The organism is Georgenia sp. EYE_87, from assembly GCF_023148685.1.
Classification (GTDB): Bacteria; Actinomycetota; Actinomycetes; order Actinomycetales; family Actinomycetaceae; genus Georgenia.
The window spans coordinates 642,833-667,092 of sequence record NZ_JAHXNL010000001.1 but is presented as its reverse complement, the minus strand read 5'-3'; the positions used below and the strand labels follow the sequence as shown (position 1 = coordinate 667,092).

The following is a 24,260-nucleotide window of genomic DNA, read 5'->3' as shown; positions in this document are numbered from 1 at the left end:
GCCGCGGGAACGCCCCGCGCCGCCGGAAGTCGGCTCAGCCGCTCCCTCAGGGCCGCCGCTCGTTCAGGGCACCGGCCAGGTGTGGACCGGCTCGTTGCTGTGCATGTGCAGGATGTACTCCTTGAGCATGGCCTTCAGCGCGGCGGGCCGGTCCATGCCCCGCGCCTCGAACGCCTGGGTGGCGGCCACCTGCCAGGCGGCGCCGTTGGTGCGCAGCTTGGCGCGCCCCTCGATGACCCCGAGGTACCGGTCGACCGCCTCGGGGGCCACGCCCAGCCGCTCCAGCCCGCGCTGCGCCGCCGGGAGCAGCGCGCGCAGCACCAGTTCGTCCCAGTCCACCGAGCCGACCCCCGGCCAGTACATCCGGGCGTCCGCGCCGTGGCGGGCGGCCGTGTGGAAGTTCTCCCGCGCGGCTTCGAAGCTCATGCGGGACCAGATCGGGCGCTCGTCGAGCACCATGTCCACCGAGGCGCCGTAGAAGAACGCGGCGTTGGCCAGGACGTCGAGCACGGTGGGGCCGGCGGGGAGGATGCGGTTCTCCACCCGCAGGTGCGGGCGGCCGTCGGAGACGTCGTAGATCGGCCGGTTCCAGCGGTAGATGGTGCCGTTGTGCAGCCTCAGCTCCGAGAGGTGCGGCGTGCCGCCCGCCGCCAGCACCTCCAGCGGGTCCTCGTCGGACGTCTCCGGGATCAGCGCCGGGTAGTAGCGGACGTTCTCCTCGAAGAGGTCGAAGATCGAGTTGATCCACCGGTCCCCGAACGGCACCAGCGGGCGCACCCCCTGGTTGCGCAGCTCCGGCGGCCGCGTGTCGGTGGCCTGCAGGAACAGCTCGACCCGGGACTCGGCCTGGAGCTGGTGGCCGAACACGTACGGCGAGTTCGCCCCGAGCGCGAGCTGCGGGCCCGCCAGCACCTGGGCCGCGTTCCAGTAGCGCGCGAAGGTGTTCGGGCGCACCTGGAGGTGGAACTGCGTGGACGTGCACGCGGCCTCGACCGCGATCGTGTCCGCCGTCATCTGCAGGCGCTCCGCCCCGCGGATGTCGATGACGACGTCCTCCCTGCGAGAGGTCAGGACCGCCTCGTCGAGCATCTGGTAGCGGGCGTTGGAGGAGAACCACGAGCGGCCGGGCTCCGGCGTGGGGAGCGTGGGCAGGATCCCGATCATGACGATGTCCGCCCCGAGGTCGCCGGCACGGTCCCGGGCCCGGTTGAGGTTCTTGCGCAGGGCGGACTCGAGCTGGAGCAGCGACTGGCCGTCGATCCGCCGCGGCTCGACGTTCAGCTCGATGTTGAAGCGGCCGAGCTCGGTCTGGTAGCGCCAGTCGTCGATGTGCTCGAGCACCTCGGCGTTGTTCATGGAGGGCATCAGGTCGCCGTCGACCAGGTTGAGCTCGATCTCCAGGCCCGTGCGCCACTCGTCCTGCGCGAACGAGCCGCGGTCGAGCATCTCCTCGAGGGCGTCGAGGCAGCGCTGGACCGCATGGCGGTACCTGGTGTGGTCGGCGCGGGTGTAGACCTTGGCGCTGACGTCCTTGCCCATCGGGCCTCCTGCTCCCTGGTCGTTCCCCGGGATCACCGGGCGTCCTGGCCGGCCCGGGCGCCTCGTGCGCTCGCCCGGGAGCGCTCCCAGCATGCTGGGAGCGGGCGGACCCCGCACCCGGGGTACACGCTGCCACTTCCGGCCCCGTCGGTGGTCCACTTGCGCGCAGGAGCGCGCGCAAGGGGAGAATGGCCGTGATGAGACCCGCAGGCGGCACCCGGCGTCGCTGGGAGTGGTGGCACCGCCAGACGCCCGCGACCCGGCAGACCGTCCGCGGCCTGCTCGCCTTTCTCCTGACCGGGCTCCTCGCGGTGGCCGTGGGCGTGACCACCGCCAGCACGCACTCCTCGCTCGGCCCGCACAAGGCCGACTACCACGTGACGCTCGACCGGCAGATCTCGCTCCAGATGGGCCCGCTCGGGGCGGTCATCATCGACTCCCCGCTGCCGTGGCCGCTCGGCGCGGAGGTGGTGGTCCGGGAGATCCCGACCGACCTGCAGACCGCCGGCTCGCCGCTGCCCGGACTGCTGGCCGACCTGGAGGCGTACGGCCAGCTCTTCGGCCAGCCCGAGGCGGCTGTCGCCGACGCCGTGCGAGGACTGGTCACCGACGCGCTCGGGCGCACCGCCGTCGCCTGGTCGCTGCTGCTCGTGCTGCTCGCCGCCGGCCGGCTCGCCTCCCACGGACGGCTGCGCGACGAGCTCCGGGGCGCCCTGGCCCGCCCCGGCGTCGCCGTGCTGACCGGGGCCGTGGTCCTGGGCGGCACGGCCGCCCTCGTCGTCCCGCAGACGCGGCAGGCGACCCCCGCCGGCTACAGCCCGGCCGTGCTCGCGGGCACGCCGCTCGAGGGGGCGCGGATCACCGGGCGCCTCGCCGACGTCGTCGCGGTGTACGGCCAGACCGTGAGGTCCGCGTTCGAGGAGAACGAGGCGTTCTACGCCCTGGCGTCGGAGAACCTCGTCGCTGCGCACGAGGCCGAGGGGGCGGCCCCGCGCGGCCGCAGCCGGCAGTCCCCCGCCGGGGAGGGGACGACGGCGGACGCGTCGCCGTCGGACGGGAGCACGGCGGACGGGACGACGTCGGACGGGACGACGTCGGACGGGGTGATCACGGAGGCGCCGCCGTCGGACGGGACGACGACGGACGGGACGACGACGGAGGCCGAGCCGTCCGCGCCGGCCACCACCGAGGAGGAACCCGAGCCGGACCCGGTCACCCTCCTGATGGTCTCCGACCTGCACTGCAACGTCGGCATGGCCTCCGTCATCGCGACGGCGATCGAGCAGACGGGCGCGCAGGTGCTCCTCGACGCCGGCGACACGGTGATGAGCGGGACGTCGGTCGAGTCCTACTGCGTGAACGCGTTCGCCCGCGCGGTGCCGGACGGCGTGCCGGTCGTCGTCGCGACCGGCAACCACGACTCCGTCATCACGGCGGAGCAGGAGCGGCAGGCGGGCTGGACGGTTCTCGGTGGCGACGTGGTGGAGGTCGCGGGCGTGCGCATCCTCGGCGACACGGACCCGACGCTGACCGCCGTCGGGTCGGGCACCCGGCAGGAACGCGACGAGACCCTCCCGGAGATGGAGCAGCGCCTCGCCCAGGTGGCCTGCGCGGCCGCCGAGAGCGGTGACCCCGTCGACATCCTCCTCGTGCACAACCCGCGCGCCGGGACGGCCACGCTGGACGCCGGCTGCGCACCGCTGCAGCTCTCCGGGCACTGGCACCGCACGGTGGGGCCGGAGGTCGCCGGGGCCGGCACGCGCTACATCAGCACCTCGAGCGGCGGGGGAGCGGGGGGCGGGGCGACCGTGGGGCCGCTCACCGGGGAGGCCGAGCTCACGGTGCTGCGCGTCGACCGGGCCACCGGCGAGCCGATGGACTACCGGCGGATCCAGGTCGGCACCGACGCGTCCGTGCGGCTGGGCTCCTGGTACGAGTTCCCCCGTCCGCCGTCGGACGGCGGTGCCGGGACCGAGAACGGGGGCGTCCCCGACGGCGGCGACCCCGGCAACGGCGCCGTGCCCGGCGGTGCCGCCCCTGACGGTGCCGTGCCAGACGGTGCCGCCCCTGACGGTGCCACCCCTGACGGTGGCGTGACCGACGGCGGCGTCACCGACGGCGGCAGCTCCGGCGAGTCCGGCGACTGACGGCGCCGCCGGGCGCCGGACCGCATACTGCTCGTGAGAACCAAGGAGGGCGCGTGAGCACCAGGAGCACGTCATCCCACGTCGAGGGCGCACGCTCGCCCGAGGACTACGACGACCTGAGCGACGAGGAGCTCGAGACCGAGCTCGCAGTTCTCGACCGGGCCCGGCCCAGCGCGCACCAGTCCGCCGGCGGGGCACCGCGCGAGCTCGGCTGGGTGCTGACCGTCGGCGGGCTGCTCGGGCTCTGGGCCGCCGTGGAGCTGGTGCTCTCCGAGCTCAAGGTGGCGGCGGACCCGGACGCCGCGCTCGCCTGTGACTTCAACCCGCTGATCGGTTGCGGCAGCTTCATCACCACGTGGCAGGCGCACGCGCTCGGCATCCCCAACGCCGTCGTCGGCACGGTCGCGTTCGCGGCCTGTCTGACCGTCGGCGTGATGTTCCTTGCCGGGGTGCGGCCGGCCCGCTGGTTCTGGGTGGCGCTCGTGGCCGGCGCGACGGGCGCGATCGGTGCGATCTTCTGGTTCCAGTACCAGGCGTTCTTCAGCATCCGGATGCTGTGCCCGTACTGCCTGGTGGTGTGGGTGGTGACGATCCCGATCTTCGTCAACGTCCTGGCCCGGGCGGGCCAGGCGGGGCATGTCCGGCTGCCGGACCGACTGCGTCGCACCCTGGTGCAGGACCGCTGGGTGATCGTGGCCGCCTGGTACGTGCTCGTGGTGGCCGCGGCGGTCGCGATCTTCTGGGACCAGTGGGTGCTCGTGCTCGCCTGACCGGCCGGCGCGCGGGGGCTCGGTCTGTCAGGCCAGCGCGGCCGACCCCAGACGGGCCGGGACGCGTGCGCCGTGCCCGGCCTGCCGGAGGGCGTCACGCACCCGCTCGGCGGCGGCGTCGAGCTCCTCGGCGGGCACGTCGTGGCGGGCGTTGTCGAAGCGCAGCGACTGCTCGTCCCAGGCGGGCAGCACGTGCAGGTGCAGGTGCTCCACCTCGAAGCCCGCGACGAGCACGGCCGCCCGCGGTGAGCCGAAAGCCGCCTGCTGGGCACGGCCCACCTCCTTGGCCACCACGGCGAGGTGGGCGACCAGCTCGTCGTCGGCGTCCGTGTACTGGCTGACCTCCGCGCGCGGGACCACGAGCATGTGCCCGTCCGTGATGGGGGCGATGGTCGAGAAGACGACGCTCACGTCGTCCGCCCACACGAAGCGGCCGGGGATCTGACCCTCGATGATCTGCGTGAACACGGTGCTCATGGGGTCATCCTGGCACGGCGCCCGAGGGGCCGGGCGGAGCGGGACCCGGGGACGAGGGGCTCGGGTGCGGCCTCCGCGGCGGGGCCTCCGCGGCGGGGTGGGTCAGTCGCGCCGCGGCGCGGCGATCTGCGCCGCGAGGTGTCCGCCGCCGTAGCCGTTGTCGATGTTGACCACGCCGACGCCGGGCGCGCACGCGTTGAGCATCGTCAGCAGCGGGGCCAGCCCCTCGAACGCGGCGCCGTAGCCCACCGAGGTCGGCACGGCCACCACCGGGGCGCTCACCAGGCCGGCCACCACCCCGGGCAGCGCGCCGTCCATGCCGGCCACCACGACCACGGCCGCCGCGGCGCGCAGGGTCTCGGTCCGGGCGAGGATCCGGTGCAGGCCGGCGACGCCGACGTCGACCACCAGCTCGGTGCGCCGGCCGAGGTACCGGGCGGTGAGCTCGGCCTCGCGGGCGACGGGCAGGTCGGAGGTGCCGGCGCAGGCGACGACGACGAGGCCCCCCGTCGGCTCCGGCGGGATGGGCGGCCAGGCCAGCAGGCGTGCCTCGGGCTCGTGGAGCGCGTCCGGCAGCACGTCCAGGACGGCCTGGGCCCGCTCGGCGTCCGCGCGCGTGAACAGGGTCCGGGGGGCGTCATCGGCCGGGTTCTCACCGTGGCGCTCGAGCAGCGCGGTGGCGATGGCGCGCAGCTGGGCCGGGGACTTGCCCTCGCAGAACACCGCCTCGGGGTACCCGCGCCGGCGGGCGCGGTCGTGGTCGAGCTCCGCGACGCCGTCGACGGCGAGGTCCGGCGCGGCGGCGCGACCCGCCGCGGCGGTGCGGGGACCGCGGACCTCAGCCACGGTGGCCCACCGCCAGCAGCGGAAGGGTGAACGCGCCGGACTGGATGCCGCGCAGGTCCACGACGACGTACCGGAAGCCGGCCGCGCGGACGCCCGCGTCGAGCGCGGTGCGGATCTCCTCCTCGCCGGCGCGGGGGATCTCCGCCGTCGGCAGCTCGATCCTGGCGATGTCGCCGTGGTGGCGCACCCGGCCGTCGGAGAAGCCGAGCTCGCGGAGCACCTCCTCGGCCCGCTCCACCTGACGCAGCTTCTCGGGCGTGACCTCCTCGCCGTGCGGGATCCGCGAGGCGAGGCAGGGCGCGGCCGGCTTGTCCGCCACCGGCAGGGCGAGGGCCCGGGCCACGAGCCGGACCTGCGCCTTGGTCAGCCCGGCCACGGACAGCGGCCGGAGCACCCGGTGGTTCGTCGCCGCCTTCGAGCCGGGACGGTCGGGCCGCCGGGCGTCGTCGGCGTTCTCGCCGTAGGCGACGGCGGCCAGGCCGTGGGCGGCGACCACCTCGTCCGAGATGCGGGTGAAGAGCTCGTCCTTGCAGAAGAAGCAGCGGTCGACGCCGTTGCGGACGTAGTCCGGGTTCTCGCCCTCGTGGGTCTCGATCTCGACGACGCGGGCCCCGATGAACGCCGCGGTCTCGTGCGCCCGCGCCCGCTCCGACCGGGCGAGCGACGGCGAGACCCCGAGGAGGGCGACGACGTTCCCGGCGCCCAGGGTGCGCACCGCGAGGGCGAGCAGCAGGGCGGAGTCCACCCCGCCGGAGTAGGCGACCCCGAGCGGGGCCGCGCCGCGCAGCTCCTCGCCGACGGCGTCGGCCAGGGCCAGCGGCTCACCGGCCAGCTCGGTTCTCATCCCGGCCACGTCGCTCCTCCTCGTCCGGTTCGTCCCGTCACTCTACGTCCGGCGCTCAGCCCCGCTCGGTCCACCGGCGCCGTAGCAGGTGCGCGGCCGCCTTGGGGCGGCGGTCCCGGGTGAAGACGCCCTTCTTGTTCCCGTCCACCCGGACGATGCCGCGGGAGGTCTGGAAGTCGGCGAAGTTCCACACGTGCTCGCCGGCCATCGCCCCGACGCGGTCGAAGACCCGGTGGTACACGTCCAGCAGCTCCTCCTGGTACTCCTCGGACCACATGGACCCCGAGAGGTCGTGCAGACCCGCGACCGTGTCGGCGCCGTACTCGGTCATGATGATCGGCTTGCCGTGCCCCTCCCACTGGCGCAGCTCGGCCTCCAGGTTGGCCTCGGCGGCGGCGAGGTCGGCGCTGTCGCTGTACCAGCCGTAGTAGCGGTTGATCATCACGACGTCGGAGTACTTCATGAGCCGGTCGACGTCGGCGGGGGAGTACATGACGTTGACGAACCCGATCGGCCGGTGCTGCTCGAGCTCGCGGGCGAGCTCGAACAGCGGGCGGAAGTACTCCTCCGACTCGGGCGTGTGCGACTCGGGCTCGTTGGAGATGGACCACAGCACCACGCTCGGGTGGTTCTTGTCCCGGGCGAACAGCTCGCGGATCGCCTGGGCGTGCACCTCGCGGGTGCGCTCGGAGACGGTGTCGGGGGAGAAGACCTGGTCGACCGTCATGCCGATGACCGCTCCCACCGCCGCGTTCATGCCCACCGCTGCGGTCTCGTCGATGACGACGATGCCGTGGGCGTCGGCGTAGTCGAGCACCTCCTCGGCGTAGGGGTAGTGCGACGTGCGGAACGAGTTCGCCCCGATCCAGTCCAGCAGCTCGAAGTCGTGGACCATCTCGGCGTCGTCGTGCCCCTTGCCGCGGGTGGTGTGGTCCTCGTGCATGCCGAAGCCGCGGAAGTAGAACGGGCGGCCGTTGATCAGGAAGTCGGTGCCGCGCACCTCGACGGTGCGGATCCCGACCTTCTGGGTGTAGGAGTCCACCAGGGCGCCGTCCGCGCCGAGGACCTCGACGACGAGGTCGTACTGGTACCCGTCGCCCGGCGCCCACAGGTGGGCGTCCGGCACGGTGAGCGTGCCGGCGGCACCCTGAGCCCCGGTGACCTCGGCGCCCTCGGCGTCGAGCAGGCGCACGCGGACCGCGCCCTCGCCCGCGACGGCCACGTCGTAGGCGACGGTGCCGGTCGGCCGCTCCGCCGTCGGGTCGCCCTCGATGCCCGGGACCACGGTGACGTCGGCGACGAAGGTGGTCGGCGTGGAGTAGAGCCACACCGGCCGGTGCAGGCCCGCGTAGTTGAAGAAGTCGTGCATGTACTTCTGGCGCGGGCCGTGGGCGGTCTCGACCACGACCCCGGGCGGGATGGACTCCCAGCTGAGGCGGTTGTCGACGACGGCGGTCACGCGCACCGTCTCACCCGGGGTGACGTGCGCGGTGACGTCCGCCTCGAACGGGGTGTAGCCGCCCTCGTGACTCATCACCTCGGTCTCGCCCACCCACACGGTGGCGCGGTGCGTGGCGGCGTCGAAGCGCAGGACGACGCGCTGGTCCGCCCAGCCGCGCGGGACGCGGACGTCCGTCTGGTACCAGACGTCGCCGACGTGGTCGTGCAGCTCGCGGCCGGGGACGATGTCGTTGTAGCTGGCCGGCACCGGCATGTCGCGCGCCCCGGCGAGCGGCGCCGCGAACCAGCGCTCGTCGCGGCCCACGCCCTCGGCGTCGGCGCGGAACCGCCACAGCCCGGTCAGCGAGCGGCGGTCACGGGTGGCGGTGTCCTGGGGCCGGAGCATGGTGGTGGTCCTTTCGTGGGGCGGTCGGTCGGATCGGGCTGGCGGTTCGGGAGGCGCACGCCGCGCGTGCCGGTGGGTGCGCGAACGCCCCGCCCGGCGCGGCCGGGCGGGGCGAGGCGGTGCTAGCGGGTGCCGGCGGGCGGCAGCCCGTCGTCGCCGGCCGGCCCGTCGGCGGGGGCGGTGCCGGTCCCGGCGAGCTCGGCGTGCCGCTCGGCGCGCCTGGCCTGGATCTGCGTCATGATCTCGGCGAAGCGGGCCTCGGTGAGCGGGTACCGGGACATGATCAGCAGGGCGACGAGGAAGAACGCGGCGGGCAGGAAGGCGACCGAAGCGGTCATGCCGTCGATCACCGACTGGGGCTGCACCTCGAGCTCGCCGTTGTAGCCGACGAAGGCCAGCGAGTAGGAGGCGATGGCGGCGCCGACCGCCTGCCCCACCTTGCGGGTGAAGGAGAAGGCGGCGTAGGTGGCCCCCTCGGTGCGGATGCCGGTCTGCAGCTCGCCGTACTCGACGGTGTCGGCCTCGAGCGCCCAGGTCATCGTGTTGAGCAGGGCCATCCCGAACCCGATCAGGAACAGGCCGACCAGGCTCAGCAGCAGGCTGCCGGACAGGCCGAAGATCAGTCCGCCGGTGATCGCGATGCCGCAGGCTCCCATGAAGCCGGTCTTCTTGCCCAGCCTGCGGGTCACACCGGGGCCGAGGGGGCCCACGTAGAGGACCGCGCCCGTGGTGATGATGGTGACGACGGAGGCGAGCCAGTTGCCGGCCCCGGCGTACTGGGCGAGGGCGTCGTTGGCGATGTAGATGCCCATCGCGGAGACGACGTTCTGCCCTGTGAGGTAGAAGAACGACGAGGCGCACAGCCGCAGCAGCGGCTTGTTCTGGCGGACGGTGCGGATGGTCTCGCGGAGCGACACCTTCTCCACCTCGCGGTAGACCGTCTCCTTGGACGTGAGGAACGTGGTCATGAACATCACGGTGCCGATGACCAGGAACAGGGCGGACGTGACGAGGAACGTCGTCGCGAGGTCGTCGGCCGCCTTGATCTGCGGGGCGAGGACCAGGGAGAGCAGCAGGATCGTGGCGCCCGAGCCGACCATGCGCGCCGAGGCCAGGCGGGAGCGGTCGACCGGGTTCTGGCTCATCGCACCGGCGAGAGAGCCGAACGGGATGTTCACGAGGGAGTACAGCAGGCCGAGGACGGCGTAGGAGACGGTGGCCCACACCAGCTTCATGCCGTAGTCGTCGACGGGGATCCAGAAGCAGAGCAGGTTCATCGCCAGCAGCGGCACCGAGTACCACAGCAGGAAGGGCCGGAACTTGCCCCACCGGGTCATCGTCCGGTCCACCATGCGACCCGCGAAGATGTCGGCGAAAGCGTCCCAGATCTTCACGAAGAGGAAGATGTTGCCCGCGTGGACGGGGGAGATGCCCACCACGTCGGTGTAGAAGATGAGCAGGAACAGGCCGGTCATCTGGAAGGCGATGTTGCAGCCCGCGTCGCCGGCGCCGTAGCCGGCGATCGTCCTGAACGACAGGTGCGGGGCCGCGGCGTCGTGGATGCTCTGCTGCTGAGCCGTCGCCGTGCTGGACATGTGGACTCCCTGGAGAGAGACGGTGCGTGACGCACGTTGTGTCACTCTCCCGCACGTGCCGGGGGGGCGCACGGGAGGTGGCTTGTCGGCATTCATTCACGCATCACCGGGGACGGTGGCCAAAGCGGTTGCCGCGGGTTGCAGCACGGATGCCGGAAGTTGCCAGGGTGGATGCCACACCTTCTGCTACGTCAGCACGGGCGTCGCGCGCCCCCGGGTATCCCGGCGTGACGCGCCGGGCAACGTTTTGCCACCAGTTGCCACGTGTCCGTACGGTGGGCCCAGCGACCCGGGAGGACGTCGGTGGACACGAACGACACGGCTGGCCAAGGCGCGCCCGCAGACCCGGGCGACGCCGGCGACGGTTCCCACGCGGTTCCCCCGGTCGTGTCCCGACGGCGGAGCTCGCCCACCATCTACGACGTCGCCCAGGCGGCCGGCGTGGCGCCCTCGACGGTCTCGCGCACGTTCTCGCGGCCCGGCCGGGTCAACGCCGAGACGGCGGAACGGATCCGCACGGTGGCCGCCGAGCTCGGCTACCGCACCAACCCGATGGCGCGGGCGCTGGCCACGACGCACACGAACCTGCTCGCGCTGGTGGTCCCCGACATCACGAACCCGGTCTACTTCGAGATCATCAACGGGGTGCAGGACGAGGCCGCCGAGGCGGGCTACACCGTGCTGCTCGTCGACTCCCGCGAGTCGGACAAGCGCGAGCGGGAGGCGCTCGAGCGGGCCCTGCCGATCGTCGACGGCATCGTCCTGGGCACCTCGCGGATGTCCGACGCGTCCATCCGCATGATCGCCAAGCAGAAGCCGATGGTCGCCCTGAACCGGGCCGTGCGCGAGATCCCCTCCGTGGTGCCGGACAACGCCCGCGGCGTCCGCCGCGCGCTCGAGCACCTCGGCGAGCTCGGTCACGACCTCGTCACCTACCTCGCCGGGCCCGAGGCGTCCTGGGCCGACGGCATGCGCTGGCGCGGGCTGCGCGAGGCGTCGCTGGAGCTGTCGATGCACGTGCGTCGCATCGGCCCGCTCGCCCCGACGGTCGCCGGCGGCGTCGCGGGGGCCAAGGCCTGGTGGCAGGCGCCTACGACCGGCGTGATCGCGTACAACGACCTGGTCGCCATCGGCTTCGTCCGCGCCGTCCAGGGGCGGGGCAAGCGGGTGCCGGAGGACGTCTCGGTGGTCGGCTACGACAACATCTTCGCCGCGGACCTGGTCTCGCCGGCGCTGACGACCGTGGCGACGCCCCGCCGGGCGCTCGGCGCGGCGGCGGTGCGCAACCTCGTCGCCCAGATCAAGGGGGCGCACCCGCGGGGCGGGCCGCCCGTCGTCGTCCCCGTCAAGCTCGTCGAGCGTGAGAGCACCGGGCCCAACCTCCGCGCCTGAGCGAGGCCGCGGGTGTGGCGGACCGCACTGGTCCGGCAACTCCCGGCAACACGTTGCCGCCCACGTGGCAGCGCCAGCACGATGGCAGCATGACCACCACAGACGACGACGTCCTCCACGTCCACCCCGACCGTCTCCTCCCCGCCGACCCGGGCCTGCGCCCGATCGCCCGGGAGCTCTACGACGCGGTCAAGGACCTGCCGATCATCTCCCCGCACGGGCACGTCCCCCCGCAGTGGCTGGCCGACGACGTGCCGTTCGCGGACCCGACGTCGCTCCTCATCACCCCGGACCACTACATCAACCGGCTCCTGCACGCCAGCGGCGTGTCGCTGGCGGACCTGGGCGTGGGGCAGGAGAACTTCTCGGCCGAGCAGTCCCGTGCCGCGTTCCGCACTCTGTGCGAGAACTGGAAGATCTACCGCGGCACCCCGATGAAGTTCTGGTTCGAGTCGGAGCTGGCGGACGTCTTCGGCATCGACCTGGCGCCGTCGGCGGCCACCGCGGACCGGATCTACGACCGGATCGCCGAGGCCATCGCCACGCCGGAGTTCCGGCCGCGCGCCCTGTACAAGACGTTCAACATCGAGTTCATCGCGACGACGGACGACCCGGCGGACGACCTGCGCCACCACCAGAAGCTGGCGGGGGACCCCACCTGGGACGGCAAGGTCGCTCCGACCTTCCGCCCGGACAAGTACCTCGAGCCCGCCACCCCGGCCTGGAACGGGCTGATCGACACGCTGGGCGAGGTCTCCGGCGTCGACACCGGCACCTACGCCGGCTGGGTCGCGGCCATGGAGAACCGGCGCGCCTTCTTCAAGGACAACGGCGCCGTGTCCTCGGACCACTCCCACAAGGACGCCCGCGCCGAGAAGCTCGACGACGCCGAGGCGGAGCGCCTCTACGCCCGGGCCCGCGCGGGGCAGATCACGCCGGAGGAGGGCGACGCGCTGCGCCGCGACTTCGTCTTCCAGCAGGCCCGCATGGCCTCCGAGGACGGCCTCGTGATGACGCTGCACCCGGCCGTGGTGCGCAACCACCACACCCCGACGCAGGAGAAGTTCGGCGCCGACGTCGGCGGGGACATCCCGATGTCGGTGGAGTTCGCCCGCGCGCTCCAGCCGATGCTCTCGGCCTTCGGGACGGCCCCGAACTTCCAGCTCGTCCTGTTCACGATCGACGAGACCGTCTACTCGCGGGAGGTCGCCCCGCTCGCCGGCTTCTACCCGTCGGTGTACGTCGGCGCCCCGTGGTGGTTCATCGACGAGGCGGAGGCGATCAAGCGCTACCGCCGCGCCGTGACGGGATCCGCCGGCTTCACCCGCACGTCCGGGTTCATCGACGACACCCGTGCGTTCCTGTCCATCCCGGCGCGCCACGACATGAACCGGCGTCTCGACTCGGGCTTCCTCGCCGAGCTCGTCGCCGACCACCGCCTGACCATGGACGAGGCGCTCGACACCGCCCACGACCTCGTCGTCACCCAGCCCCGGAAGGCGTTCAAGCTATGACCACCACGACCGTCCCCCGCCTCTCCCGCGAGCGGCACGGGCGCCCCGCGGCGCCGGTCCGCATCGTGCACCTGGGCCTGGGGAACTTCACCCGTGCGCACCAGGCCTGGTACACCGAGCACGCCCCCGACGCGGGGGAGTGGGGCATCGCGGCGTTCACCGGCCGCCGGCCCGACGCGGCCGAGGCGCTCGCGCCGCAGGACGGCCTGTACACGCTGATCACCCGCCACGCGGACGGCGACACCTTCGAGGTCATCAGCACTCTCTCGGCGGTGCACCCGTCCTCCGACACCGAGGCGTTCCTCGGCTACCTCCGCAGCCCGCAGACGGCCATCATCACCTCCACGGTCACCGAGGCCGGGTACATGCGAGGCGCCGACGGGCACCTCGCCGTCGGGGACCCGGCCGTCGCCGGCGACATCGAGGCCCTGCGCGCCGACCCCGAGGCGGCCACCCGCACCACGCCGGGCAAGCTGGTCGGCGGCTTCCTGGCCCGCCGCGCGGCCGGCGCCGGCGCGATCACTGTCCTGCCCTGCGACAACCTCCCCGACAACGGCCCGACGTTCCGCGCCGTCGTGGAGGAGCTCGCGGAGCGCGTGGACCCCAGCCTGCTCGACTGGATGGGGCAGAACGTCTCCTGGGCCACGTCGATGGTCGACCGGATCACCCCGGCCACCACGGAGGGTGAGCGGGCCGCCGTCGCCGAGTCCCAGGGCTACGACGACGCCTCGCCCGTGCCCACCGAGCCGTTCAGCGAGTGGGTCATCGCCGGCGACTTCCCGGCCGGCCGCCCCGCGTGGGAGAAGGCCGGCGCGGGGATCGTCGACGACGTCTATCCCTTCGAGCAGCGCAAGCTGTGGATGCTCAACGGCTCCCACTCCCTGATGGCCTACGCCGCCACCATCGTGGGGCACGAGACCGTCGCCGACGCGATCGCCGACCCCACCGTGCGCGGCTGGGTCGAGGACTGGTGGGACGTCGCCGGGGAGCACCTCCAGGTCGACGCCGACGACGTGGCGCGCTACCGGGCGGCGCTCCTGGACCGCTACAACAACCCTCGGGTCCGGCACCTTCTCGCGCAGATCGCCGCCGACGGCTCGCAGAAGATCCCGGTGCGGATCCTCCCGGCCCTGCGCCTGGAGCGTGCGGCCGGACGTCTGCCCGACGGGCCCGTGCGCGCCCTCGCCGCCTGGATCCTGCACCTGCAGGGCCACGGTGCACCCGTCAAGGACGCCCGCGAGGCCGACGTCGTCGCCGCCGCCCGCGGCTCGGTCGCCGAGGCCGCCGTGGCGCTGCTGTCGCTCCTCGCCTCGGACCTGGTGCCGGACGAGGAGCTGGTGGGCGCCGTCGTCGCCAGGGCGGAGGAGCTCCTGGCCAAGGAGGGCACCGCCAAGGGCTGACGAGCCACCACCACCCCGACAGTCCGTGAGGGCCGGGGTGCGCCGCCGAGGCGCACCCCGGCCCTCTCGCGCGCCCGCAGCGGGCCGGCGTTCCCCGGGGACGACGGCGCCGTTACCGCTCCGTGACGTCGGGAGGCAAGGTTTGGCAACTCGTTGCCGCGTGCTTGCCGGGTGTGACTGAATCAGCACGCAGCCCCCCGTGCCCACGGCGGACTACCCCCGACCCCGGGACTCACCGGCCGCGCAGAGGCGGAGCGAGGACCGGCGCGGTGAGCGATCACCGCACGCACGACCGAACCGCTCGTCGACGAGCAGATAGGAACTATCACGATGCGTAAGAAGACTCTCTCCCTGGTGGCCCTCACCGGCGTGACCGCACTCGGCCTCGCCGCGTGCGGCGGCGGCGACGCGACCGAGGACGGCACGGCGGGCGGCGGCGCCGCCGGTGGCGCGACCATGCGCCTGGCCCTGAACCAGACCGAGGAGCACCCCTCGTACATCGCCCTGGACAACTTCGGCGAGCGCCTCTCCGAGGCCACCGAGGGCCGCTGGGACATCGACGTGTTCCCGAACGAGACCCTCGGCGCGCAGCAGGAGGCCCTGCAGCTCGTCTCCGACGGCACCGTCGACATGGCGATCGTCTCGGGCACCCAGCTGGAGAACCTGGACGACGACTTCCTCGTCTTCAACCTGCCGAAGGTCTTCGACGACGTCGAGCACCAGATGAGCGTCATCCACGACGAGGAGATCGTCGGCGACCTTTACACCTCGCTCGAGGAGTCGGAGAACCTGACCGTCCTCGGTGGGTTCACCCAGGGTGCGCGGTCGGTCTACACCACCTTCGGCCCCGTGCAGTCGCCCGACGACCTCGCCGGCAAGAAGCTGCGCGTCCAGGAGTCCGACCTGCACATCGCCATGGCCGAGGCCATGGGCGCCTCCGCCACCCCGATGGCCTTCGGCGAGCTCTACACCGGCCTGCAGTCCGGTGTGGTCGACGCGGCCGAGAACAACGAGGTCTCGTACTGGACCCAGAAGCACTACGAGGTCGCCCCCGACTGGTCCTACACCAACCACCTGGTCGGTCTGGACTACCTGATCATCAACTCCGACCTGCTGGCCGAGATGTCGGAGGAGGACCGCGCCATCTTCGACGAGGAGTGGACGGCCACCTACGAGGAGCACACCGAGCTCTGGGACGCCGCGACCCAGGACGCCATCGAGCAGGCCACGGCCGGCGGGGCGACCTTCCACGAGGTCGAGGGAGGCGCGTTCGACGAGGCGCTGTCCGCCCTGGCCGACGAGTTCATCTCCACCGAGAGCCAGCAGGCGCTGTACGACGCCGCTCGCGCCGCCGCCGAGTGATCCCCGCAGCCCGTCAACCAGGAAGGAGGTGACCCGAGATGCACGCAGCAAAGAAGGTTCTCGACAAGATCCTCGCCGCGATCTCGGTGTTCCTCTTCGCGGTGCTCGTGCTCGACGTCGGCTGGCAGGTCTTCAGCCGTGAGGTCGTCGGGAACCCCAGCACGTGGTCAGAGGAGCTCGCCCGCTACACGTTCGTGTGGCTGGGGTTCTTCGCCGCCGCGCTCGTCTTCTCCGAGCGTGGCCACATCGCCGTGGACTTCGTCGTCCGCAAGTTCCCCGAGCGGGTCCAGCGTGCGATCGCGGTGCTCGTCCAGCTGACGATCATCGCCTTCGCGATGGTCGTGCTCGTCTGGGGTGGTTGGCGGGCTGCCATGGGCGCGTGGAACCAGAACCTCACCGCGCTCCCCACCACGATCGGCCCGATGTACCTGGTCATGCCGATCACCGGCGTGATCATCACGCTGTACGCCATCTACCACGTCATTGCCGTCCTGCGCCGCGAGGAGATCGCGGTGGAGGCGTCGGACGACGCTGAAGCCGTCTAGGAGGAGTGATGGAACCCGCAACGCTCGCAGGTCTCATCCTGCTCATCGGCATCGCCGCGATGATCGTCCTCAGCGTGCCGATCGCCGTCGCGATCGGTCTGTCGTCCGCGATCGCCGCCATCTCCCTGCTCGGGGTCGAGGGGGCCGTGCTGACCTCCTCGCAGCGGATGTTCACCGGCATCAACTCGTTCACCCTGCTGGCCATCCCGTTCTTCGTGCTGGCCGGCGTCCTGATGAACAACGGCGGCATCGCCGGTCGCCTGATCGACGCCGCCAAGGTGCTGGTCGGCCGGATGCCCGCGTCCCTGGCCCAGACCAACGTCGTGGCCAACGCGATGTTCGGCGCCGTCTCGGGTGCCGCCGTGGCCGCCGCGGCGGCCGTGGGCACCGTGATGACTCCGCGGATGAAGGAGGACCGGTACGACCCCAAGTTCGCCGCCGCGGTGAACGTGGCCTCCGCCCCGGCCGGGATGCTCATCCCGCCGAGCAACACCTTCATCGTGTACTCGCTCGTCTCGAGCACGTCGATCGCCGCGCTGTTCATGGCCGGTGTGGGCCCGGGTCTCGTCTGGGTCCTCGCGTGCATGATCGTGGTGTTCGCCTACTCCCGGAAGCACAAGGAGCTCCGCGGCGTCGACCACCCCACGTTCGCGCAGGGCCTGCTCGTCATCTGGCGCGCGGTGCCGTCGCTGCTCATGATCGTCGTGGTCATCGGCGGCATCCTGACGGGCGTGTTCACGGCGACGGAGTCGGCTGCCATCGCCGTGTTCTACTGCCTGGTGCTCGGCTTCCTCTACCGGGCGATCAAGGTCCGGGACCTGCCGGGGATCCTGCTCGACGCGGCGCGGACGACGGCGATCGTCATGCTGCTCGTCGGGGTGTCCTCGATCCTGTCCTGGGTCATGTCGTTCGCGCGGATCCCGGACATCATCTCGGACATCATGCTCGGGCTCACGGACAACCCGACGATCATCCTGATCCTGATGATGGTCATCCTGCTGGTCGTGGGCACGTTCATGGACCCGACGCCGGCCATCCTGATCTTCACGCCGATCTTCCTGCCGATCGTGATGGAGTTCGGGGTCAACCCGGTCCACTTCGGCACGATGATCGTCTACAACCTGAGCCTGGGCGTGATCACGCCACCGGTGGGCAACGTGCTCTTCGTGGGCTCGCGGGTGGCCGGCCTGCGGATCGAGCCGGTCATCAGCAAGCTGGTGCCGTTCCTGATCTCGCTCGCGGCCGGGCTCTTCCTGGTGGTGTTCGTCCCCGCGCTGTCCATGTGGCTGCCGACCACCATGGGGCTCGTCGCCCCGTAGCACCTCGGGTCCCATCGGGGATGGAAGTGCCGGACCGGTAGCCTGACGCGCAGGCGGCGGAGAGGACGGGATGGACGCGCACGAGGTGACCACACGGGCGGCCGCAGAGGCCTGGGAGTCGCTCTTCCGCGCCCAGTCGAACCTCATGCGCAGGTTCGAGGCGAACGGCGACTTCGCGCCCCTGCGGGCGCGCGAGTACGACGTGCTCTTCACCCTCAGCCGGGCCGACGGCGGCCGCCTGCGGCTGCGCGAGCTCAACGACGCGGTCTTCATCAGCCAGCCCAGCCTGAGCCGGATGGTGGAACGTCTCGAGGCCCGCGGCCTGGTCCGGCGGGAGGCCGCGCCCGACGACGCCCGCGGGACCGTCGTCGTCCTCACCGAGGAGGGGCGGGCGATGCAGCGCCAGATCGGCCGCCGGCACGTCCGCAGCATCGAGCGCCACGTCGGCGGGGCGCTCACCTCGGACCAGCTCGCCACCCTCACCGAGCTGACGGCCAGGCTCCGCGAGTACCGCCCCTGACGTCGAGCCGCCGTGGCCATGGCGCCCCCCCAGATGTTAGTGACTAACATGGCACCGTGACGCGCAGCGAGCGAACACGTACCGCCCTCCAGGAGGCGGCGCTCGCCCTCTTCGAGCGCCAGGGTTTCGACGGGACCACGGTGGCCGAGATCGCCGCTGCCGCCGGGGTGTCCCACATGACCTTCTTCCGGCACTTCCCCACCAAGGAGGCGGTGCTGCTCGACGACCCGTACGACCCGGTGATCGCCGAGCTCGTCGCGACCCAACCTGCTGACCTCACCGCTCTCCAGCGGGCGGGCGCCGGTCTCCTCGCGGCCTGGCGGGCGGTCGAGGCGCCGACCGACACCGTCACCCGCACCCGCATCCGCCTGGTCGCCGGCCACCCGGGCCTGCGTGCCGCCGCCATCGCGAACAACGCGCGGACGGAGCACGCGATCGTCGAGGCGCTCGTCGCCACCGGTACCGACCGGCCGGCGGCCGTCGCGGCGGCCGGGGCCTGCCTCGGCGCGATCACCGCGACGTTGTTCGACTGGGGCGCGCAACCCCACGCCGCGGAGCTGGGAGCCAGGATCGTGGCCGCCCTGGAGCAGCTGACGGGCGAGCCCCGGTGAGCGCCGCGCTGCCGCTCGAGACGCGGGCGCTCGTCCGGGACTTCCGGGACGGCCGTGCTCTCGCCGGCGTCGACCTGGCGGTGCGGGCGGGCGAGATCCACGCCGTCGTCGGCCTCAACGGAGCCGGGAAGTCCACCCTCATGAAGGTCCTGGTCGGCATGCTCAGGCCGACGTCCGGGCGTGCTCTCGTGCTGGGGTGCGAGGCCCGCGACGCGAGCGCGGGGACGTGGTCGCGCGTGGGCCACCTCGTCGAGTCCGTCTTCGCCTACCCGGAGCTCACGGTCGTCGAGAACCTCTCCTGTGCCGCCAGGCTCCACGGGCTGTCGGCCCTGGCGGTGCCCGAGGCCGTCGAGGCTGCCCTTGCGGACCTGTCCCTCGAGAGCCTCGCCCGACGGCGGGCGGCGACCCTCTCCCTCGGCAACCGCCAGCGGCTCGCCCTGGCCGCGGCCCTCGTGCACACCCCCGACGTGCTCGTGCTCGACGAGCCGACCAACGCGCTGGACCCGGTCGGCGTCGTCGACCTGCGGGCCCTGCTCCTGGGCCGGGCGCACCGCGACGGCGCCGCGGTCCTGGTCTCGAGCCACCACCTCGACGAGGTCGCCCGCGTGGCGGACACCATCACGGTGCTGCACCGGGGTTCCGTCGTCGGCGGACTGCGGCCCGGCGACCTGGACCTCGAGCGCCAGTTCTTCGACGTCGTCTACGCCGCCGAACGGAGCCTGCCGTGAGCGCGATCGGCATCGAGACCCTCAAGCTCCGGCGGTCGGGGCTGGCCCGGGTCACCACGCTGGTGCTCGTGCTCGGCTGTCCCCTCGCTGGGGCGGGCTTCCTGCGGCTCGCGGGCGCGGCGCCGGGCAGCCCGCTGGCGGAGAAGACGGCGGCCCTGATGCCCGCCGACGGCTGGCCAGGCTACCTCGCCCTGGTCGGGGAGATCCTCACCGTCGCCGTGCTCCTCGGTGGCGGCATCGCGATGTCCTGGACCTTCGGCCGCGAGTTCGTCGACCGGACGGTCTACGGGCTCTTCGCGACGGCGGTGCCGCGCTGGCGGACGGCGGGGGCGAAGATTGCCGCCGTGCTGGCGTGGCTCCTGCTGGCGGTCCTCGCCGCGGTCGTGGTGGCGATCCTCGCGGGCCTCCTGCTCGGCCTGGGCGCCCCGCCCGCCGAGACGTGGGGCGCGGCGGGTCGCTCCGCCACCGCCGCGGCGCTGTGCGCCCTCATGACCACGCCGCTGGGCTGGGCGGCGAGCGCGCTGCGGGGGTACCTGCCCGCGGTCGGAGCCCTGCTCGCCCTGGTCGTCATCACCGAGATCGGCACCGCCCTCGGCGCCGGCGCCTGGTTCCCGTACGCCGCCCCCGGGCTGTGGCTCGGCATGGGCGGGCCCGCAGCGGCGGCGGAGGTCGGCGCCGTCCAGCTGGGCCTGGCCGTCCCGGTCGGCGCGCTGGGGGCCGTCGGGACGCTGGTGTGGTGGAGAGCCGCGGAGGTCGTCTGAAGAGTCTTGCGCGCGTGTAAACGCGTGTTTACGATGGTGACCATGCGTTCACCGCTGTCGCTCGACGAGGACGACCTGCACACCGCGGCACGGATCCGCGCGGCGGCCGTGCGGGTCTTCGGCGCCAGCGGCTTCGGCGTCGGCCTGCGCGCGATCGCGGCCGACGCCGGGGTCAGCGCGGCCAGCATCGTCAAGCACTTCGGGTCCAAGGCCGGCCTGCGCGAGGCGTGCGACGAGTTCGTCCTGAGGGTCATCCGGGAGGGCAAACGGGAGACGGTGGGGACGGGGGACGTGACGGCGATCCTCCGCGAGCTCGCGGCGTCCGAGCGCTACGAGGACGTGGCCCGCTATGTGGTCGCCAGCCTCAGCGAGGGCGGGTCCCTGGCCCGGACGCTCTTCGAGCACATGGTCGCCGACGCGGTCGAGTACCTGGAGGCCGGCGTCGCCGCCGGTGTGATCAGGCCCAGCCGCGACCCCGCAGCCCGGGCCCGCTTCCTCACCCAGGCCGGTGTGGGGGCGCTGCTCGTCGAGATCCGCCTGACGCCACCGGAGGAGCTGGACATGGTCGACCTCGTGCGTCACCTCGAGCGGACCACGATGCTGCCGGCGCTCGAGCTGTACACCGAGGGCCTCTTCACCGACAGCCGCATCCTCGACGCGCTCCTGGCCGAGACACCCGTGCCGCACGACGTCGCACCGGACCCTCCGGCTGCCGCCGGCTAGCCCGCCGCCGGCCGGCCAGAGGGCGGTCCGTCGCGTCCGGAGGCCCTCGCAGGAGGGTCGTCCTCAGCTCAGTGCACGACACCACCGACGTCCCCGACCACTTCACCGGTCGGGCCGGAGAAGGAACGCAGATGTCCCGAGACAACGTCATCGAGTCCGCCGGACTCGTCAAGACCTTCGGCTCCACCCGCGCGCTGGACGGGCTCGACCTGGCCGTCGAGCGCGGGGAGGTTCACGGCTTCCTGGGCCCCAACGGAGCCGGGAAGTCCACCACGATGCGGGTCCTGCTCGGTCTGCTGCGGGCAGACGGCGGGACGGTCGCGCTGTTCGGCGCCGACCCCTGGGACGAGGCCGTCCGGCTGCACCGTCACCTGGCCTACGTGCCCGGCGACGTCGAGCTGTGGCCGAACCTGACGGGCGGCGAGGCGATCGACCTGTTCGCGCGCCTGCGGGGCGGCCTCGACCGGCGGCGGCGCGACGAGCTGTGCGAGCGGTTCGACCTCGACCCGAGCAAGAAGGCGCGCACGTACTCCAAGGGCAACAGGCAGAAGGTCGCGCTGATCTCCGCGCTCGCCTCCGACGTCGAGCTCCTGCTCCTCGACGAGCCGACCGCCGGCCTGGACCCGCTCATGGAGGTGGTGTTCCAGGAGTGCATCCGGGAGGCCCGCGACGCCGGGACCACGGTGCTGCTGTCGAGCCACATCCTCGCCCAGGTCGAGGTGCTGGCCGACCGGATCTCCATCGTCCGCCAGGGGCGCGTGGTGGAGACCGGCTCTCTGCGCGACCTGCGTCACATGACCCGCACCACCATGGTCGTGGACACGGACAGGCCGGCCGACGGGCTCGCCGGGCTCCCCGGCGTGCACGAGCTGCATCACGAGGACGGCCAGGTGCGGCTCGAGGTGGACGGCGACCAGGTCGACCCTGTCCTTCGGCAGCTGGCCACCCTGGGCGTGCGCTCGATCGTCGCCCACCCGCCGACGCTGGAGCAGCTGCTCATCCGGCACTACGGCGGCGACGCAGCCTCCAGCGGCGCAGAGCCCGTGGAGGTGCACTGATGGCCGGCACGCACGGCACGACGACGGTGCCGCGGCCGACGCGGGTGGCCGCCCCGCCGGCTCCCCGCACCGGCACCGGCACCCTGGTCCGCTTCATGCTGCGCAGGGACCGGGTCAAGCTGCCCGCCTGGGTCGGCGGTCTCGCGCTCTACGTCCTGTACATCGGCGCGGCGCTGCCGCAGCTGGCCCCGGACGAGGATGACCTCGCCGCGGTGGTGCCGCTGCTGGAGCAGCCGGTCGGCCGGATGTTCACGGGACCGGCGTACGGCATGGACGACCCGACGTACGAGCGCTTCTTCGCGGGCGGGTACGTGATGTACCTCTTCCTGCTCGCCGCGCTGATGAGCATCATGCTCGTGACTCGCCACACCCGCGTCGAGGAGCAGACGGGCCGGGCCGAGCTGGTCCGTGCCAACGTGGTGGGCCTGCACGCCCCGCTCACCGCCGCGCTGGTGGTCGCCGCGATCACCAACGCGCTGGCCGCCGCGGCGGTGGCGGCGGTCGCGATCGGCAACGGGTTCGCCGTCACCGGCTCCGTGCTGGTCGGCTGCGCCACCGGGCTCGTGGGTCTGGCGTTCGCCGGGGTGACGGCGGTGACCGTCCAGCTGAGCGAGCACTCCCGGGCGGCGGCGGGCCTGGCGGGCGCCGTGCTCGGCGCGGCCTTCATGCTCCGGGCGCTGGGCGACATGGCCGCCGTCGGCGGCAGCGCCGCGTCCTGGGCATCTCCGCTCGGCTGGGCGTCGCAGACCGCGCCGTACGTCCACGACCGCTGGTGGCCGCTGCTCCTGCTCGCCGCGCTGGCGGTGGCGGGGGTGGTGGTCGCGTTCGGGCTCCAGGGGCGCAGGGACCTCGGGGCGAGCCTGATCGCGGTGCGCCCCGGGCGTCCCGACGCGCGCCCCGCCCTGGGCACCCCGCTCGGCCTCGCGGCGCGCCTGCAGCGTTCCGCCGTCGTCGGCTGGGGCGTGGCCGTGCTGGCGCTCGGCGTCGTCGACGGGGCCTTCACCCAGGCGATGCTGGACGCGGCGGCGGACATGCCGCCCGTGATCCAGGAGATGTTCGGCACGGAGGGGCTGGTCGACGGTTACGTCGCCTTCCTGGCGGTGTTCAGCGGCTACCTCACCGCGGCGTACGTCGTCTTCGCCGTCCAGAGCCTGCGCGCGGAGGAGGGCCGTGGCCGGGCGGAGGCGGTGCTCGCGACGCCGACCGGACGGTCCGCCTGGGCCGGCTCCCACCTCGCTGCCGTCGCGGCCGGGGCCTTCCTCATCCTGCTCGTCTCCGGCGTCGGCACCGGTGTCGCGGCCGCGGGCGTGACGGGGGAGTGGTCGCTGGTGGGCGAGGTCGCGCTCGCGCACCTCAACGTGCTGCCGGCCGTGCTCCTCGTGCTCGGCCTGTGCGCGATGCTGTTCGGCCTCGTCCCGCGCCTGCTCGCGGTGGTCGGCTGGGCCCTGGTGGGTCTCATGGTGTTCGTGGGCAACTTCGCGGCGCTGCTCGACCTGCCGGCATGGCTCACGAACCTCTCGCCGCTGAGCTACCCGGCCCAGGTGCCGGCGGAGGAGTTCCGGGCCGTGCCGCTGGTCGTGCTGACCGGGCTGGCGGCCGCCGGGGTGGCCGTCGGGCTGGCGGGGCTGCGCCGGCGCCAGATCGGCATCCGCTGAGGCGTTCCCCGCACGCGCTCGGCCGCGTGCGGGGCCGGCGCGCGACGGTGCCTGCCGGTGCGGGGCCCGCGGACCCCGCACCGGCAGGGCGGCCGTGTCAGGCGCTCTTGCGGGACTTCGCGCCGCCCGCCGCCGCGGCCGGCGCGGCCACGTCCTCCGCGCTGGCGCGGAGCATCCAGGCCTGCTTCTCGAGCTTGGTCGCCACCCCGATGAGGAGGTCGGCGCTCAGGTGGTCCTTCTCCTCGAGGTCGTCGAGGTGCCCCTTGATGCGCTCGGAGGCGGTCATGAGGCGCTCCTCGAACAGCCGGACCACCTCGTCGGCGGGCAGCGGACCGGCCTCCAGCTCGTCGAGCCCGGAGGACTTCGCCACGGTCGCCGCCCTGGCGTCCGGGGTGCCGCCGACGGTGGCGAGCCGCTCCGCCACCTCGTCGGCTGCGAGGCGTGCCTCGGCGATGATCTCGTCCAGGTGCAGGTGCACCGAACGGAAGTGACGGCCGTGGATGTTCCAGTGGGCCTGCTTGCCCTGCAGCGCGAGGTCGACGAGGTCGACGAGGGCCTCCTGAAGGCTCGTCTCCTGGATCTTCAGCGGCTTGGGCGCCATGGTCGCG

At 72.9% G+C, this 24,260-nt stretch carries 22 protein-coding genes; 15 read left to right on the top strand and 7 right to left on the bottom strand.

The window, feature by feature from the left end; all coding sequences use genetic code 11:
- Positions 1 to 63: 63 nt before the first annotated feature.
- The gene (locus KZX45_RS02935) at positions 64 to 1,539 is read right to left on the bottom strand and encodes a glutamate--cysteine ligase (protein ID WP_248256185.1); all 1,476 of its coding nucleotides are present in this window, start codon (positions 1,537 to 1,539) and stop codon (positions 64 to 66) included.
- Positions 1,540 to 1,736: 197 nt separating this feature from the next.
- On the opposite strand from KZX45_RS02935, the gene KZX45_RS02930 reads away from it, so the two are divergent.
- Positions 1,737 to 3,686, top strand: coding sequence for a metallophosphoesterase (locus tag KZX45_RS02930; RefSeq protein ID WP_248256184.1), 1,950 nt, complete (start codon positions 1,737 to 1,739; stop codon positions 3,684 to 3,686).
- Positions 3,687 to 3,739: 53 nt separating this feature from the next.
- Positions 3,740 to 4,456, top strand: coding sequence for a vitamin K epoxide reductase family protein (locus KZX45_RS02925; protein ID WP_248256183.1), 717 nt, complete (start codon positions 3,740 to 3,742; stop codon positions 4,454 to 4,456).
- A gap of 27 nt (positions 4,457 to 4,483) precedes the next feature.
- On the opposite strand, the gene KZX45_RS02920 is transcribed toward KZX45_RS02925, so the two are convergent.
- The 5 genes from KZX45_RS02920 to KZX45_RS02900 form a co-directional block, all read right to left on the bottom strand.
- A complete protein-coding gene (locus KZX45_RS02920; protein ID WP_248256182.1) occupies positions 4,484 to 4,933 on the bottom strand; it encodes an HIT family protein in 450 nt (149 codons plus the stop codon).
- Between the two features lie 102 nt (positions 4,934 to 5,035).
- The gene (gene larB, locus KZX45_RS02915) at positions 5,036 to 5,779 is read right to left on the bottom strand and encodes a nickel pincer cofactor biosynthesis protein LarB (protein ID WP_248256181.1); all 744 of its coding nucleotides are present in this window, start codon (positions 5,777 to 5,779) and stop codon (positions 5,036 to 5,038) included.
- Positions 5,772 to 6,623: an ATP-dependent sacrificial sulfur transferase LarE gene (gene larE, locus KZX45_RS02910; RefSeq protein ID WP_248256315.1), complete on the bottom strand. Its 852-nt coding sequence runs from the start codon at positions 6,621 to 6,623 to the stop codon at positions 5,772 to 5,774. The genes larB and larE overlap by 8 nt, the downstream gene beginning before the upstream one ends.
- Before the next feature lie 55 nt (positions 6,624 to 6,678).
- Positions 6,679 to 8,469, bottom strand: coding sequence for a beta-glucuronidase (gene uidA / locus KZX45_RS02905; protein ID WP_248256180.1), 1,791 nt, complete (start codon positions 8,467 to 8,469; stop codon positions 6,679 to 6,681).
- A gap of 122 nt (positions 8,470 to 8,591) precedes the next feature.
- Positions 8,592 to 10,064 carry a glycoside-pentoside-hexuronide (GPH):cation symporter gene (locus tag KZX45_RS02900; protein WP_248256179.1) on the bottom strand — a complete coding sequence of 491 codons (1,473 nt, stop codon included), beginning with the start codon at positions 10,062 to 10,064 and terminating at the stop codon, positions 8,592 to 8,594.
- A 303-nt stretch (positions 10,065 to 10,367) separates the two neighbouring features.
- On the opposite strand from KZX45_RS02900, the gene KZX45_RS02895 reads away from it, so the two are divergent.
- The 13 genes from KZX45_RS02895 to KZX45_RS02830 all read left to right on the top strand — a co-directional run bounded on the left by KZX45_RS02895 (position 10,368) and on the right by KZX45_RS02830 (position 23,652).
- On the top strand, positions 10,368 to 11,456 hold the full coding sequence (locus tag KZX45_RS02895; RefSeq protein WP_248256178.1) for a LacI family DNA-binding transcriptional regulator: 1,089 nt from the start codon (positions 10,368 to 10,370) through the stop codon (positions 11,454 to 11,456).
- Positions 11,457 to 11,545: 89 nt separating this feature from the next.
- Complete coding sequence (gene uxaC, locus KZX45_RS02890) at positions 11,546 to 12,970, top strand: glucuronate isomerase (RefSeq protein WP_248256177.1); 1,425 nt, start codon at positions 11,546 to 11,548, stop codon at positions 12,968 to 12,970.
- A complete protein-coding gene (locus tag KZX45_RS02885; RefSeq protein WP_248256176.1) occupies positions 12,967 to 14,370 on the top strand; it encodes a mannitol dehydrogenase family protein in 1,404 nt (467 codons plus the stop codon). The genes uxaC and KZX45_RS02885 overlap by 4 nt, the downstream gene beginning before the upstream one ends.
- A 330-nt stretch (positions 14,371 to 14,700) precedes the next feature.
- Positions 14,701 to 15,732, top strand: a complete 1,032-nt coding sequence (gene dctP, locus KZX45_RS02880; protein ID WP_248256175.1) for a TRAP transporter substrate-binding protein — start codon at positions 14,701 to 14,703, stop codon at positions 15,730 to 15,732.
- Positions 15,733 to 15,770: 38 nt separating this feature from the next.
- Positions 15,771 to 16,277, top strand: a complete 507-nt coding sequence (locus tag KZX45_RS02875) for a TRAP transporter small permease (RefSeq protein ID WP_248256174.1) — start codon at positions 15,771 to 15,773, stop codon at positions 16,275 to 16,277.
- An 8-nt stretch (positions 16,278 to 16,285) separates the two neighbouring features.
- A complete protein-coding gene (locus KZX45_RS02870; protein WP_248256173.1) occupies positions 16,286 to 17,596 on the top strand; it encodes a TRAP transporter large permease in 1,311 nt (436 codons plus the stop codon).
- A gap of 70 nt (positions 17,597 to 17,666) precedes the next feature.
- Positions 17,667 to 18,116 carry a MarR family winged helix-turn-helix transcriptional regulator gene (locus tag KZX45_RS02865; protein WP_248256172.1) on the top strand — a complete coding sequence of 150 codons (450 nt, stop codon included), beginning with the start codon at positions 17,667 to 17,669 and terminating at the stop codon, positions 18,114 to 18,116.
- Between the two features lie 56 nt (positions 18,117 to 18,172).
- Positions 18,173 to 18,727, top strand: a complete 555-nt coding sequence (locus KZX45_RS02855) for a TetR family transcriptional regulator (protein WP_308221696.1) — start codon at positions 18,173 to 18,175, stop codon at positions 18,725 to 18,727.
- Positions 18,724 to 19,455: an ABC transporter ATP-binding protein gene (locus KZX45_RS02850; protein ID WP_248256171.1), complete on the top strand. Its 732-nt coding sequence runs from the start codon at positions 18,724 to 18,726 to the stop codon at positions 19,453 to 19,455. Before KZX45_RS02855 ends, KZX45_RS02850 begins: the two co-directional genes overlap by 4 nt.
- Positions 19,452 to 20,216, top strand: coding sequence for an ABC transporter permease (locus tag KZX45_RS02845; RefSeq protein WP_248256170.1), 765 nt, complete (start codon positions 19,452 to 19,454; stop codon positions 20,214 to 20,216). The genes KZX45_RS02850 and KZX45_RS02845 overlap by 4 nt, the downstream gene beginning before the upstream one ends.
- 42 nt (positions 20,217 to 20,258) lie before the next feature.
- Positions 20,259 to 20,939, top strand: coding sequence for a TetR/AcrR family transcriptional regulator (locus KZX45_RS02840; protein WP_248256169.1), 681 nt, complete (start codon positions 20,259 to 20,261; stop codon positions 20,937 to 20,939).
- A 131-nt stretch (positions 20,940 to 21,070) separates the two neighbouring features.
- Entirely contained in the window at positions 21,071 to 21,997 is a 927-nt protein-coding gene (locus tag KZX45_RS02835) for an ABC transporter ATP-binding protein (RefSeq protein ID WP_248256168.1), read from the top strand.
- Positions 21,997 to 23,652, top strand: coding sequence for an ABC transporter permease (locus tag KZX45_RS02830; RefSeq protein ID WP_248256167.1), 1,656 nt, complete (start codon positions 21,997 to 21,999; stop codon positions 23,650 to 23,652). The genes KZX45_RS02835 and KZX45_RS02830 overlap by 1 nt, the downstream gene beginning before the upstream one ends.
- 97 nt (positions 23,653 to 23,749) lie before the next feature.
- Here KZX45_RS02830 and KZX45_RS02825 read toward each other — a convergent pair whose 3' ends face one another.
- On the bottom strand, positions 23,750 to 24,253 hold the full coding sequence (locus KZX45_RS02825; RefSeq protein ID WP_248256166.1) for a Dps family protein: 504 nt from the start codon (positions 24,251 to 24,253) through the stop codon (positions 23,750 to 23,752).
- Positions 24,254 to 24,260 lie beyond the last annotated feature (7 nt).

What these genes read in the sequence shown, in the direction of transcription:
- larE (WP_248256315.1), bottom strand. Translation starts at nt 6,623, where the DNA reads ATGAGAACCGAGCTGGCCGGTGAGCCGCTGGCCCTGGCCGACGCCGTC.
- KZX45_RS02875 (WP_248256174.1), top strand. Translation starts at nt 15,771, where the DNA reads ATGCACGCAGCAAAGAAGGTTCTCGACAAGATCCTCGCCGCGATCTCG.
- KZX45_RS02835 (WP_248256168.1), top strand. Translation starts at nt 21,071, where the DNA reads ATGTCCCGAGACAACGTCATCGAGTCCGCCGGACTCGTCAAGACCTTC.
- KZX45_RS02830 (WP_248256167.1), top strand. Translation starts at nt 21,997, where the DNA reads ATGGCCGGCACGCACGGCACGACGACGGTGCCGCGGCCGACGCGGGTG.
- KZX45_RS02840 (WP_248256169.1), top strand. Translation starts at nt 20,259, where the DNA reads ATGCGTTCACCGCTGTCGCTCGACGAGGACGACCTGCACACCGCGGCA.
- KZX45_RS02930 (WP_248256184.1), top strand. Translation starts at nt 1,737, where the DNA reads ATGAGACCCGCAGGCGGCACCCGGCGTCGCTGGGAGTGGTGGCACCGC.
- KZX45_RS02865 (WP_248256172.1), top strand. Translation starts at nt 17,667, where the DNA reads ATGGACGCGCACGAGGTGACCACACGGGCGGCCGCAGAGGCCTGGGAG.
- KZX45_RS02825 (WP_248256166.1), bottom strand. Translation starts at nt 24,253, where the DNA reads ATGGCGCCCAAGCCGCTGAAGATCCAGGAGACGAGCCTTCAGGAGGCC.
- KZX45_RS02920 (WP_248256182.1), bottom strand. Translation starts at nt 4,933, where the DNA reads ATGAGCACCGTGTTCACGCAGATCATCGAGGGTCAGATCCCCGGCCGC.
- KZX45_RS02870 (WP_248256173.1), top strand. Translation starts at nt 16,286, where the DNA reads ATGGAACCCGCAACGCTCGCAGGTCTCATCCTGCTCATCGGCATCGCC.
- uidA (WP_248256180.1), bottom strand. Translation starts at nt 8,469, where the DNA reads ATGCTCCGGCCCCAGGACACCGCCACCCGTGACCGCCGCTCGCTGACC.
- uxaC (WP_248256177.1), top strand. Translation starts at nt 11,546, where the DNA reads ATGACCACCACAGACGACGACGTCCTCCACGTCCACCCCGACCGTCTC.
- KZX45_RS02885 (WP_248256176.1), top strand. Translation starts at nt 12,967, where the DNA reads ATGACCACCACGACCGTCCCCCGCCTCTCCCGCGAGCGGCACGGGCGC.
- KZX45_RS02900 (WP_248256179.1), bottom strand. Translation starts at nt 10,064, where the DNA reads ATGTCCAGCACGGCGACGGCTCAGCAGCAGAGCATCCACGACGCCGCG.
- dctP (WP_248256175.1), top strand. Translation starts at nt 14,701, where the DNA reads ATGCGTAAGAAGACTCTCTCCCTGGTGGCCCTCACCGGCGTGACCGCA.
- KZX45_RS02935 (WP_248256185.1), bottom strand. Translation starts at nt 1,539, where the DNA reads ATGGGCAAGGACGTCAGCGCCAAGGTCTACACCCGCGCCGACCACACC.